The following is an 11,894-nucleotide window of genomic DNA, read 5'->3' on the forward strand; positions in this document are numbered from 1 at the left end:
CGGTGGTACTACTTGACATTGATGCGCACCCGCACGGTTCCGTCGGTGCCCACATCGTCGAGGGCCTGCGTGATCAGATCGGAGATGTCGATGCGCGGCGCGGAATCGGTGGTCGCCGCCGCCAGCGGCGCGAGCGCCGGGCCCAGGGATTTCAGTTCCGGACCGAGTTGCGCCAGCCGGTCGGTCAGCTTCGCCAAGAACGGCGCCAGGCCGTTGCCCTCGGTGTAGCTTTCGGCGGGACGGGCGTCCACCATCCGGCCCACCGCCGCGACCAGATCGTTCAGGGCGTGGGTGAACTGCACGAACGCCGGTGCCGCCGTACTCGTGGCCGGACCGGCCCACTCGATATCGGCGGCGGCGGCCTGAAAGCTGTTGAGCAGATCCGCGATCCGCGGGCTGCGGCTCATGATCGCGGCGGCCAGCAGATCTCCGGAACGGGTCAGATTCGGAATCGCGGCGTCGGTGCCGTTCAGCGCGGAGCTCGCGGTGGCGACCAGCGAGCCGACCACCTCGGGATCGAGCTGGTTCATGGTCTTGGTGACCAGCCGCGCGACGTCCGGAATCGACAGCGGCATGCGCACATTCGACGTTTCCAGGCGCTGGCCGTCGTGCAGGTAGGGCCCGTTACCCGAGGTGGGCCGGAATTCGACGTACGGTTCGCCGAGGGCCGACAGATGTTCGATGGTCACGGTGCTGTCGGCCGGCACCCGTTTGTCCGCGGCCAGCCGCATCCCCACCTCGACACCCGCGGCGGTATGCCGCACGGCGGTGACGCGGCCGACCTCGAGTCCGGTGAGCAGCACCGGCGATCCGACACCCAGACCACCGGAATCGGTCAGCACCATGGTGGTTCGGTTGTAGTCGGCGAACGGGTCGGCTCGTACGACGCCGAAGGTCAGATAGCTCGCTCCCAGGACGGTGATCGCGACGATACCGCCCAGCGAGGTCAGCGCACCCCACCTCATCGCACCACTCCGATCATCCGCAGCGTCGCCAGGATGCGGTCGGTCTGCTGATCGGGCGGCACCTCCGCGGACGCGTCCGAGCGCACGCCGACGATATTCACCTTCGGCCCACGTTCGACGAACGGAATCACCTTGTCGCGCAGCAATTCCACGACCGCCTGCAAGTTCGAGGGACGGCTCAGGTCCACCGGTCCGGCCGAGAGCAGCAGCGGCGCGAAGGCTTGGGCGGCACCGTCGGCGCCGCGCAGCACCGGCCCGAGCCAGGTCAGCGACGCACCCACCGGCCCCAGCCCACCGAAGATCTTCGTCACGCCGACGATGGAATCGGTGATGCCGTTCATTCGGTCGACGGAGGTCCGGCTGAGGATGTCGTCGAGTTCCGGCTGAATATCGTGCAGCACCTGAGCGTTGGTGCCCAGACCGTTGAGCAGCGCGTCGACGCTGTCCAGGTTGTTCGACAGATCCGTGGCGTCGGTGGCCATGGTGTGCGAGATGCGGGCGGTCTGCGCCGGATCCTGCGGCAGGGTGCGATTGAACTGCTCGATGACGTCCTGCAGTTGAGTCACCGCACCGCCCTGGGTGAAGGCGGCGATCAACGCCATCGTATCTTCCAGTTGCACAGGCGGTTTCGACTGCGCCATCGGAATCGTGGACCCGTCGTGCAGCAGGGTGCCGAAACCGTTCGGCGGGGTGGTCAGCGCGACGTGGATATCGCCGAGCACCGTGTTCTGCCGCAGTTCGGCGACGGTGGTCGCGGGTAGTCGCGCCGCTGTCGAGATGTCGGCGTCGACCACTACGTAACCGCCGCGTCCGCCCGAGGCCGCCGGATTCACGACGGTGACCCCGGAGACCGTGCCGACCTGCGCGCCGTTGGCCATGATCTTGGCGCGCGCCGGCAGGTTCAGCACATTCGAGAACTCGATGCGCACGTGGTAGGTCGGGCCGGACACGGTGGTTCCCGGTACCGGCACCGACGACGGGTCGAACGCGCATCCGGCGGCCGACACTGCTGCCGCCAGGACGATCGCCGAGCCGGCGGTGAATCGCCGAAACCTCATCGCGCACCTGCCATTCCGAATATCAGGGCCGCCATGTCCACCTTCGCCAGGCCGTCGGCGGCGGTGCAGCGCCCGGGGGCGAGCGCGTCGATCGCCGCGCACACCTGATCGGCGTGTTCCTGCGGAATCGCCACCTTCGGCGGGGCGTAGCCGATGCCGGAGTCGCCGATCGTGTGCACGATCCGGGCGAGAACCGGTGTCAGCGAGATCATCTGGGCCAGTGAGCCCACATTCGCGCGCAGGAATTTCACCAGCGGAACGGTGTCGTCGAGGGCGCGCATGATCGGATCGCCGAACAGGGTGGTGATGTCGTCGAGCATCGGCAGCACCTGCCCGAGGCCGTCGAACAGCGCCGCGCCGGGCCGCAGCAGATCCTCGGTGGCCTGGTCCAGGACCGGCCCCAGGCGGGTGAGCATGGTCTTCAATTCACCCCAGTGCGCCTCCACATCCTTGGACACCGAGGCGAACGCGTCGAAAATGCCTGCCAGATGGGCGATATCGGCATCGGGCGCGGACAGCGCGGTACCGAGTTTCTGCACCAGCGCGTTGATCTGCGGTCCGGTGCCCGCGGTGGCGTCGTTCAACGAGGTGAGTCCCCGCGCCAGGGCATCGGGGTGCGCGGCGTCCGGGCCCTGGATCTGCGACGACAACGCGGCCAGCGCGTTCAGGGTGTCGCTGATGCTCTTGGGCGTCAGGGTTTTGGTGAGGCAGCGGGCGGGATCCCAGCGTGCGGTCTCCTTGCCACCGGACACCACCGCGAGTTCGCGGGAGGCGACGATGCTGTCCGACAGCGTCGTCGCACCGGCGTCGGCGAGGATCGGATGATCGGATCGGACGTCGAATTCCACCTTGACCGCATTGCCCTGTGTGGCAACGGATTTCACGGTACCTACGGTGATGCCGCGCATCGTGACCTGGTTGCCGGGATAGAGCCCGACACTGTCGGGCATGATCGCGCAGTAGGCCGTGGTCGCCCGCATCGGCTGGAAGGCGACGAGATAGCCGACCGCCGCGACCGCGACGACGGCCACCGTCCCGGCGATCGACATGAAGGCCCGCGAACCGAGCAGCTTGTGCAGCATCAGCAGTCCTTCCCCGGCACCGGAATACACAGGTGGGCGGCCGGTGCGCCGACCGTCTGCCCCGACTGGTCGACCGTGACCGCGTCGTCCGCACCGCTGAGTTGCGCGAACTTCTGCTGCAGGCTTCGCACCGTCCCGATCACCGGCTCGAGTTCGCCGCCGAGCTTTTCCAGCTGCGGCAGCGCGTCACTCAACTGCCGCAGTTTCGGTTTCAGCGCCGAATCGTAGGTGGGCGCCAGTGCCGCGACCCGCTCGATCACCGCGCGCAGCAGCCGCACGCCCTCGCGCAGTTCGGCGCGTTTGTCGACCAGCAACGTCTCCATCTGGTTGACATTGACCATCAAGCGGCCCAGGTCGTGTTCGGCCCCGTCGTACATCGTGACGTATTCGTCGGCGACCGCGATCGCGTCGGTGACCTGGGTGCGCTGCCGGTTGAGCGCGTCGACGTAGGTGCCGAGCGTGTTCAGGGTGGTGCGCAGCGCATCCGGCGCGGCCTCGATGGAGGTGTCCAGGGCGGCCAGATTGCGGCGCAGCGTGTCGCCGTCGATCTGCCGCAGCGGTTGCGCCGCATCCTGGAAGGTCTGCACGAGGCTGTAGGGCAGCCGCACCCGATCCATCGGAATCGGCTTGTCTCCCAATGGTTTACCGCCCACGGGAAACAGTGCGACATAGTTGCCGCCGACGATGGTCAGCATCCGGATGTCCAGCGTGGACTGATCGCCGACGAAGACGTCCGAATCGACGGTGAACCGCATCCGCACCCGATCCGGATGCAGCTCGAGCGATTTCACCGTGCCGACCGGGATACCGGCGACGCGAATATCGTCGCCGACCTTCACCGACTGCGCTTCGGACAGTTCGGCGGTGTAGGTCTTCTTGCCGAACGGCACCACGTAGAGGATGCCCGCGGCGGCCGCGCAGACCACCACGAGCGCGACGCCGACGATACCGAGCCGGATTTCGCGCCGGCGGATGGTCGCCGCATCCGCCACGCGCCTATCCCGCGACCGGAAGAGATTCGCCCGGAACAGTTTCAGCCGTTGCATATCGCCACCTGCTGGTCCGCGACGAGCACCCGCACCACCTGCGGCAGTTCGGCATTTCCCTTGGAGCACTGCGGTTTCCAGCCCGCCACCGGCTTCGGCGTCGCCGCGTCCAGCCCGCCGAGCAGGGCCGGCAACTTGCCGAAGACGTCCACGGCCTCCTTCGGGTCGGGGAACAGCCGCCGGATCAGTGCGTCGACGTCGTTGCCGGACTGCAGGCCGAGGGCGTCGAACAGGCTGTCCAACGGTCCCAGCACCGACGGCGCGGCCATCGCGAACTGCGCCAGCCCCCCGATGTTGGTCTGCAGGGCCTGGAAGATATCGGTGAGCCGGGCCAGCAGCGGCACCAGATAATGCACCCGCCCGCCGACGCGCTGCGACAGATCCGACATGTTGTGGATCAGGGCGCCGATCACCTGCTGGCGGTCGTCCACATAGGAGGCGAGCCGGCCGATCGCGGCCAGCACCGGTTCGACATTGCTGCCGTCGCCCTCGATCAGCGCGACCATACTGGCGCTGAACTGGTTGATCGCTTCCGGGGAAATGGTGGCCAGCACCGGTTTCAGGCCGTTGAACATGCTAGTGACATCGAACGACGGCACGGTGTGGTCGATGCCGATCGTGCGTCCGGCCGGCAGCCGCGTCCCCGGCTTCGGCTGCTGCTGCAGGTCGATATAGCGCTGACCGGTGAGATTCTGATAGCGGATGGCGAGCTTCGAATTGTCGAAGATCGGCGCATCGGTCTTCAGCGACAACCGGACTCGTGCCAGTGTCCCGTCGAGGGAGATGTGCTCGACCTTGCCGACCTGCACGCCGAACTGGCGCACGTCGTCGCCCACCTTCAGCCCGTTGGCATCGGTGAACAGCGCCTGACGCGCAGCGGTCTCGCCGCCGACGGGCCGCTTGATCGCGGTGAACACGACCGACAGCACGACGATCATCACCACGGCGGACAAGCCCAGCCGCCAGGCGGCGGCGCCCACCTTCATCGGATCCCTCCCAGCAGCGGTGCCGGCACCGGCACGCCGCGCACATCGATTTCCGTGTCGAGCACCGGGCCGTCCGGGGTGTCGCGCAGGCCGGCGCGCAGGCGGCGCACGAGTTCGGCCAGATCGGCGCCGGACTGCTGTGGCCGGGGGACCATCCGCGCCAGCACCGCGAGGACCGGAGCCACCGCGTCCGTGCTGCCGGACAATTCGGATCCGGCACGAGTGCCCAGACCGGCCAGCGCGGGCAGGACCGAACCGGTCAGCGCCGACGTTCCGGCGTCGTAGGAGGCCCGATTGTTCTGCAGCCGTGGGATATTGCGGATCAGGTCGAGGACCTGGATGGTCGCGCCCGCGAAGCGGCCGCCGCCGTCGAAGGCCGGGCCGAGCCGGCCGACCAGTTCAGAACTGGGCATCTTCTGGTTGTCGGTGATGGTCTGTGCCACCGAGATCAACGCCTGGGCCAGCGGCGTGAATCCGCGCACGTCGTTGGAGACCTGGGCGATCACCGTGGCCATCTGCGGGGTCAGGAGTGCGTTGCCGGTCTGCGACAGCCCACGCAGCAGTCCGCCCATGGTCGCGTCGTAGACCGCGTCGGCGTGCTGCCCGGTGAGGTCGATGGTGGAGCCGCCGCGCAGCGGGGCGCCGCCGGAGCCCGGCCGCAACTCGATCTCGCTGATGCCGAACAGGTTCGCCGGCGCGTAGTCCACCCGCAGGCTGTCGTCGATACCGTGCAGCTGAGATCGGTCCAGTCGCAGCGTGATTCGCTGCGTGCCGCCGTCGGCGGGCACGATCGCCGCGACCTCACCGACCTGCACACCGTCCACTCGCACCGGTGTGCCGGTCAGCACCCCGTCGCCGATCTGCTCGGTGTGCAGCGCGATGCGCAGGCTGTCGTCGGCGCGCAGGCCGCGATAGGCCAGCGAGGCGATCGCGACGGCGGCCACGAGCGCGATCGCCACGCCGCCGACCAGCAGCGAGCGCCGCTTGTCCACCGCCACTCCGGGCATTCCGTAATTCGGCACCTGTACTACCCCGTGAAGTCGATCGACGCGTTGAAACCCCACAGCATCAGCGTCAGCACCATGTCGATGGCCACGATCGCCACCGACGACGCACGTACCGCGCGACCGGACGCGATGCCGACGCCCTCGGGCCCGCCGGTGGCGAAGAAGCCGTAGTAGCTGTGGATCAGGATCACGACGGTCGCGAAGATCGCCACCTTGATCACCGCGGCGATCACGTCGAATCCGGAAACGAACTGGAAGAAGTAGTGGTCGTAGACACCGGCCGACTGGCCGTGGACCAGTGTGACGAGTCCGCGACAGGCCAGATACGACAGGATCAGCCCGATCAGGAAGGTCGGCACGATCGAGACGGCGCCGGCGATCACCCGGGTGGTTACCACGAACGGGACCGACCGCAGGCCCAGGGCCTCGATCGCGTCGATCTCCTCCGAGATGCGCATCGAGCCGATCTCGGCGGTCATGCGACAGCCGGCCTGGGCGGCGAATCCGATGGCGGCCACGATCGGAGCCAGCTCGCGGGTGGTGGCGTAGGCCGAGACGATGCCCGAGACCGGGCCCATGCCCAGGATGTTCAGCATGGTGAAGGATTCGACGGCCACCGAGGCGCCCATCACCAGGCCGAGCACGATCATCATCGGCACCGTGCCGCCGCCGACGATCACCGACCCGCGTCCCCAGGTCATATCGGAGATGATGCGCAGCGTCTCGTCGCGATACCGCCTGAGCGTCAAGGGGATCGACGACAGCACCTGCCAGATGAAGGCCAGGACGAAGCCCAGTCCCTCCACGCGAGCCAGCAGCAAGCCGCGGCGGCGATAGAAGCGCACGAAGTGGCTGAGCCCCTTGGGCATATAGGTCGAGATCGCCACGTCAGACCAGCCTCGTCGGCAGGAACATCTCGACCACCTGGGTCACGCCGAGATTGACGATCGCGATCGACACCACCGACAGCACCACGGCCGCGTTCACCGCATCGGCCACGCCGCGCGGGCCGCCCTTGGCCTCCAGTCCGCGCTGGCAGGCGATGATCACGACGAGAAATCCGAACAGCACGGCCTTGAGCAGCGAGACCCACACATCGGCGACGGTGGTGAAGGATCCGAAAGTGGCCCAATAACTTCCGGGGGTGACGTTCTGACCGCCGACGGCCACGGCATAGCCGGCGACGATGCCGACGAAGATGATCAGGATGTTCAGCAGCGGCGCGACGAGGATCATCGCCACCAGTCGCGGGATCACCAGCCGGTGAATCGGCGAGATGCCCATCGTGTTGAGCGCGTCGATCTCCTCGCGGATGGTGCGCGCGCCCAGATCGGCGGCGATCGCGGCCGCGCCCGCGCCGCCGAGCAGAAAGCCGGTGGCCAGCGGCGCGCCCTGTTTGATCACCCCGAGCCCGCCGGTCGCGCCGAGCAGCGAATCCGCGCCCAGGGTGTGGATGAGGTTGCCGACCTGCACCGAGACGATCACGCCGAACGGGATCGCGATCAGGATCGCGGGGATCGCGGTCACCGTCACCAGCCGCCACGCCTGCAGAATCGCTTCGCGCCACTGGAATTCGCGCCGCACGACGTCGGTGGCCGTGCCGGTCACCGATTCCCGGGCGATATCCACGGCCCTGCCGAAGGTTCGCAGTGCGGACACGACGGTGTCCGAGAAATTCTTGCGAACGATACGAACAGCGGACGCGCCCGAGGAGGCCCGGGTCACCGGCGCCATGATCGGCGGGCCGCGTCCGGGCGGTGTGGCTCGAATTTCACAATCGTCTCTCCGTGATCGGCAACACTGCCAACACGAAGCTATCGGTTACAGCTAGTTACAGTAAAGCTGATCACGGTGTGAGGGTGACCGCTCCGAGGGGCGTTCGAAGTGCGGCGATAAATCCAGCTCACGTGCATGTTTTATTAAGTGAACGCGAGTTCTGGAACCTGTTATCAGCAACGAACGGCTATCGCTATGACCTGCGTCACGTGTGACCGGCCACAAGGCGGTCACCAGAGACCGGGGACGAGCCGCCTCGTGCGAGCGCGGTAGTCCTCGTAGGAACGGCCCAGGGTGTCGACCATCGCCCGTTCTTCCACATCGATACGACGCAGAAATGCCAGGGTGGGCACGACGATCAGCAGCAGCAGCGAGATCCAGTTCCCCGCCGCGACACCGAAACCGATGGTGAGCAGCAGAACTCCGGTGTAGGAAGGGTGCCGCACCCAGTGATACGGCCCGCGATCGACGACGGCCTGATCGGCATCGACCTCGACGGTGGTGCGAAAGGCCTCGCCCAGCACCGTGATCGCCCAGATTCGCACACCGAGCCCCACGACCATCAGCGCGACTCCGGCAACCTGCCAGACAACCTCGCGATGGGTGGTGAAGCGCAGATCGCTGTCGGCCGGCAAGGCGATCGAGACCACGTTCGCCACTGCGATCGATACGGCGACGACGATCATGATGGTGGTCCGGGTCCTGCGGTCGCGGGCGGTGGATCCTTTGCGGCGCAATCGGTCCCGAATCGCCAGTCCGATCTCGAAGAGCAACCAGATCCACGTCGTCACCACCGCGGCATTCACGACGACCCTCCCATGGGCTCGCGGCGGACCGGGCGACCGCCGGTACCGAATAAACCACCGCCACCGCGTCCGGCACATCGGGAAAGTCCCGGAGATCTCCCCCGATCTCATCCCAGGCGGCCTCGCGCCGTTCCGACAGAGCTGCGCAGTATTACTGTATTGATCCGACGGCGAACGGGCATGCCGCGTGAAGGGGAGCCGATGACCGCCGAACTGATTCCGGGCGAGCTGACCTATGACGGCCGGCGGCGGAGCTTTCATCTGCGACCACCCCGGGACCCGGACAGTCCGCTGATCGTCGCGTTGCACGGGAATATGGGACCGGATGCCGAGGGCGGCGGTCTGCTCATGCACGACTGGACCCGATTCGCCGATCACGCCGAGGAATGGGGTGTCGGTGTCGTCTATCCGGACGGCTGCCACGGCAGTTGGGCGGACGGCCGCGGCGTCACGGCCGCGGAGGAAAACGGGGTGGACGATGTGGGGTTCCTGCGCACCCTGATCGAATGGTGCGCGGAGAAGTTCCGGACCGCATCCGATCGAACGCTGGTGGCCGGCATTTCCAACGGCGCCTTCATGTCCCATCGTCTCGCGCTCGAATGCAGCGAACGGGTCGCCGTCTTCGCCGCGGTGGCCGGGGCACTGCCCGCCGATCTGACCGCGGTGCGGCCGACCCACGCGGTGTCGGCGATGCTGATCAACGGCGATGCCGATCCCCTGGTTCCGCTCGCCGGCGGCCATTCCCGCCACCGCGGGCCGGACGGCGAACCGCGCGGTCGGATTCTCGGCGCCGCCGCGACCGCCGAGCACTGGGCGAGCCTCGACCGATGCGCGGACGAACGAACTACCGTCACGACCGCCGGCTCACGACGCGTCACCGCCGCACACGGCATCGGCGATACCGCCGTGACGGCATGGACGGTAGTCGGCGGCGGTCACACCTGGCCGGGTGTCGCCGTCCCGGAGGAGTGGGCCGGTGCTCCCGGTGCGGTATCCACCCTGGAATTCGATGCCACCGTCGAAATCCACCACTTCGCCCGCCCGCTGCTGCGACCGGCGGCGCGGCGGCTACGTCCACCTCGGTCGGAGAAGGAGAACCGATGAGCATTCTCGGCAAACTGCTCGCCAATCGCCGCGCCGGTACATCGGAGCTGGCGTGGAATCAGCCGAACCTGAGCAGCGACACCGTCTTTCGGCTCACGAGTCCGGATTTCGAGCCGGAGACCACGCTCGACATCCGGCATGCCTCCCACCGAATCGGTGGCGCCGACGAGTCCCCGGCGCTGAACTGGAGCGGCGCGCCCGACGACGCGGCGGGCTTCCTGCTGGTCGTCGAGGATCCCGACGCTCCGATGCGGAAGCCGTTCGTCCATTGCGTCGCGCTCCTCGAGCCGTCGCTGCGGAGCTTGGCACGCAACGCATTACGTGCCGATACCACCGAGCCTGGGGTACGGGTGCTGCGCTCCGGTTTCGGCAGCGGGTACATGGGTCCCGCGCCGGTCAAAGGACACGGTCCGCACCGGTACGTCTTCCAGTTGTTCGCCCTCGGCGCGCCCCTCACCACAGCCGCGGGCAAACCTGTCGAGAACGCGAAACCCCGGGATGTGCTGGCGGCCGCGCAGGCCGTGGGCCGGGCCCGGATCGACGGTTTCTACGAACGTCGTTGAGGCTCAATCGCCGTTCGGCCGATAGCTGCGCAGGGCCTGCCGCAGTACCGCCAGTCGCTGGTCCCGAAAGTCCGTGCGGCCCTGTTCGATCGCGTCCAGTACGTCGAGGGCGGGGTCGGCACATGCCCAGAAGCGCAGCTTGTTCTCGGTGACGGGCTCGAGATCCCGTGCGCGACAGCGCTGGATCTCGCGCACGAAGTCGCGCCCCGCCTCCGGGTACAGATAGCAGAGGTCGTAGTCGGGATCGCCGATCTCCACATCGCCGAAGTCGATCAGGCCGCTGATCGCGCCGTCGGTGATCAACAGATGGTCCAGGCTCATATCGGCATGGATGAGGGTCGGTTCGAAGTCGAAGTTCGCGTCGTCGTCGAGATATCGCTGCCAGGCCGCGGACAACTCCTCGGCCTCGGACGCGTCCAGCAACGGAAGCACCTCGGCGCGAACGGCCTTCAGATCCGCGGCGAAATCACCCCGCAGATCGGTGACCTCGACACCGAAGCTCCGTGCCCGGTCCACCGGAAACGAATGGATCAGATCGATCAACTCCGCGATCGTCCGCGCCGCGTCGGAGTGCAGCAATCCCCGCTCGGCCCATTCTTCTTCGTCGAGCGATTCGCCCGGTACCAGCGGATACACACAGAACTCGCCCGGCCCCAGCGGATTCGGCGCGGTGAACAGGAATTGCGGAATCGGCACCGGCAGCAACGGGGCCAATTCCGGAAGCAGACCGGCCTCGCGCGCGATTCCTTCCGCGCCGTGCGGGTCCTGGGGCAGACGCAACACGTAGGGCTGTCCCGCCCAATCCAGCTGCAGCGCAACGCTGTCCAGCCCGGCGCCCAGCAGACACAGTGAACCACTCGCCAACTCCGGCCGGGGCGAGCCGGCGAGGGCGCCGCGTACCCGGTCCTGCCAGCCGGGGGGAAGTTCCACGCTCGCGCGCATATCCATGTCCGAATCGTAGAACCGGTGTCCACCGGTTATCGCCGGGCGGCGATCGGCGCACGCCGGGCGGCCGGGATGACGGCCGTCTAAGATCGGCAGCGTGCCGGAATCCGGGAGCTCAGTACCCGCCTCGGTCCAGGTGTGGCGGGCGTTGCAGCGGGTGTACGTCGACCTGCGCCCGGAGCTGGATGCCCAACTGCGTCGCGGCTACGGCATGCCCGCCAGCTGGTACGACATGCTCGTGGAACTCGCGGGCACGCCGCGTCTGCGGATGAGCGACCTCGGCGCGACCATGGTGCTCAGTCGCACCCGGGTGAGCCGCCTGGTCACCGAACTGGAGGCGCGCGGCCTGGTCACCCGCGAAACCAATCCCGCGGACGGCCGATCGGCGTACGTCGCCATCACCGTGGCCGGGCGGCAGCGGTTGCACGAGGCCACCCCCCACCATCACGCGGTCGTCGACCAGCATTTCGCCGGTCTGGGCGCCGACGAACTCGGCGCTCTCGCCACCGCCCTGCACAAGGTGCTCGCCGAGGACAATCCGTGACCCGCTGGCGCA

13 protein-coding genes are annotated in these 11,894 nt (G+C 67.6%); 3 read left to right on the forward strand and 10 right to left on the reverse strand.

What is annotated here, in order from left to right; translation table 11 throughout:
- Positions 1-8 precede the first annotated feature (8 nt).
- The 9 genes from NN2_RS09135 to NN2_RS37680 form a co-directional block, all read right to left on the reverse strand.
- On the reverse strand, positions 9-965 hold the full coding sequence (locus NN2_RS09135; protein WP_063012171.1) for an MlaD family protein: 957 nt from the start codon (positions 963-965) through the stop codon (positions 9-11).
- Positions 962-2,023 (reverse strand): MlaD family protein, encoded by a 1,062-nt coding sequence (locus NN2_RS09140; RefSeq protein WP_063012173.1) that lies wholly within the window; start codon positions 2,021-2,023, stop codon positions 962-964. The genes NN2_RS09135 and NN2_RS09140 overlap by 4 nt, the downstream gene beginning before the upstream one ends.
- A complete protein-coding gene (locus tag NN2_RS09145; RefSeq protein ID WP_063012307.1) occupies positions 2,020-3,105 on the reverse strand; it encodes an MlaD family protein in 1,086 nt (361 codons plus the stop codon). The genes NN2_RS09140 and NN2_RS09145 overlap by 4 nt, the downstream gene beginning before the upstream one ends.
- A complete protein-coding gene (locus NN2_RS09150) occupies positions 3,105-4,151 on the reverse strand; it encodes an MCE family protein (RefSeq protein ID WP_063012175.1) in 1,047 nt (348 codons plus the stop codon). Before NN2_RS09150 ends, NN2_RS09145 begins: the two co-directional genes overlap by 1 nt.
- Entirely contained in the window at positions 4,139-5,137 is a 999-nt protein-coding gene (locus NN2_RS09155; protein ID WP_063012177.1) for an MlaD family protein, read from the reverse strand. The genes NN2_RS09150 and NN2_RS09155 overlap by 13 nt, the downstream gene beginning before the upstream one ends.
- Positions 5,134-6,159: an MlaD family protein gene (locus tag NN2_RS09160; protein ID WP_082856845.1), complete on the reverse strand. Its 1,026-nt coding sequence runs from the start codon at positions 6,157-6,159 to the stop codon at positions 5,134-5,136. The genes NN2_RS09155 and NN2_RS09160 overlap by 4 nt, the downstream gene beginning before the upstream one ends.
- A gap of 5 nt (positions 6,160-6,164) precedes the next feature.
- Complete coding sequence (locus NN2_RS09165; RefSeq protein WP_063012181.1) at positions 6,165-7,031, reverse strand: MlaE family ABC transporter permease; 867 nt, start codon at positions 7,029-7,031, stop codon at positions 6,165-6,167.
- Between the two features lies 1 nt (position 7,032).
- Positions 7,033-7,878: an ABC transporter permease gene (locus NN2_RS09170; RefSeq protein ID WP_030516086.1), complete on the reverse strand. Its 846-nt coding sequence runs from the start codon at positions 7,876-7,878 to the stop codon at positions 7,033-7,035.
- A 272-nt stretch (positions 7,879-8,150) separates the two neighbouring features.
- Entirely contained in the window at positions 8,151-8,726 is a 576-nt protein-coding gene (locus NN2_RS37680) for a methyltransferase family protein (protein WP_063012183.1), read from the reverse strand.
- A gap of 201 nt (positions 8,727-8,927) precedes the next feature.
- On the opposite strand from NN2_RS37680, the gene NN2_RS37685 reads away from it, so the two are divergent.
- Complete coding sequence (locus NN2_RS37685; RefSeq protein ID WP_063012185.1) at positions 8,928-9,830, forward strand: CE1 family esterase; 903 nt, start codon at positions 8,928-8,930, stop codon at positions 9,828-9,830.
- Positions 9,827-10,393: a YbhB/YbcL family Raf kinase inhibitor-like protein gene (locus tag NN2_RS09185; RefSeq protein WP_063012187.1), complete on the forward strand. Its 567-nt coding sequence runs from the start codon at positions 9,827-9,829 to the stop codon at positions 10,391-10,393. The genes NN2_RS37685 and NN2_RS09185 overlap by 4 nt, the downstream gene beginning before the upstream one ends.
- Positions 10,394-10,396: 3 nt before the next feature.
- Here NN2_RS09185 and NN2_RS09190 read toward each other — a convergent pair whose 3' ends face one another.
- Complete coding sequence (locus NN2_RS09190; protein WP_063012189.1) at positions 10,397-11,341, reverse strand: phosphotransferase; 945 nt, start codon at positions 11,339-11,341, stop codon at positions 10,397-10,399.
- A 94-nt stretch (positions 11,342-11,435) separates the two neighbouring features.
- On the opposite strand from NN2_RS09190, the gene NN2_RS09195 reads away from it, so the two are divergent.
- On the forward strand, positions 11,436-11,882 hold the full coding sequence (locus NN2_RS09195; RefSeq protein ID WP_063910718.1) for a MarR family winged helix-turn-helix transcriptional regulator: 447 nt from the start codon (positions 11,436-11,438) through the stop codon (positions 11,880-11,882).
- Positions 11,883-11,894 lie beyond the last annotated feature (12 nt).

The organism is Nocardia nova NBRC 15556, from assembly GCF_001613005.1.
Classification (GTDB): domain Bacteria; phylum Actinomycetota; class Actinomycetes; order Mycobacteriales; family Mycobacteriaceae; genus Nocardia; species Nocardia nova.

What these genes read in the sequence shown, in the direction of transcription:
- NN2_RS09135 (WP_063012171.1), bottom strand. Translation starts at nt 965, where the DNA reads ATGAGGTGGGGTGCGCTGACCTCGCTGGGCGGTATCGTCGCGATCACC.
- NN2_RS09140 (WP_063012173.1), bottom strand. Translation starts at nt 2,023, where the DNA reads ATGAGGTTTCGGCGATTCACCGCCGGCTCGGCGATCGTCCTGGCGGCA.
- NN2_RS09145 (WP_063012307.1), bottom strand. Translation starts at nt 3,105, where the DNA reads ATGCTGCACAAGCTGCTCGGTTCGCGGGCCTTCATGTCGATCGCCGGG.
- NN2_RS09150 (WP_063012175.1), bottom strand. Translation starts at nt 4,151, where the DNA reads ATGCAACGGCTGAAACTGTTCCGGGCGAATCTCTTCCGGTCGCGGGAT.
- NN2_RS09155 (WP_063012177.1), bottom strand. Translation starts at nt 5,137, where the DNA reads ATGAAGGTGGGCGCCGCCGCCTGGCGGCTGGGCTTGTCCGCCGTGGTG.
- NN2_RS09170 (WP_030516086.1), bottom strand. Translation starts at nt 7,878, where the DNA reads ATGGCGCCGGTGACCCGGGCCTCCTCGGGCGCGTCCGCTGTTCGTATC.
- NN2_RS37685 (WP_063012185.1), top strand. Translation starts at nt 8,928, where the DNA reads ATGACCGCCGAACTGATTCCGGGCGAGCTGACCTATGACGGCCGGCGG.
- NN2_RS09185 (WP_063012187.1), top strand. Translation starts at nt 9,827, where the DNA reads ATGAGCATTCTCGGCAAACTGCTCGCCAATCGCCGCGCCGGTACATCG.
- NN2_RS09190 (WP_063012189.1), bottom strand. Translation starts at nt 11,341, where the DNA reads ATGGATATGCGCGCGAGCGTGGAACTTCCCCCCGGCTGGCAGGACCGG.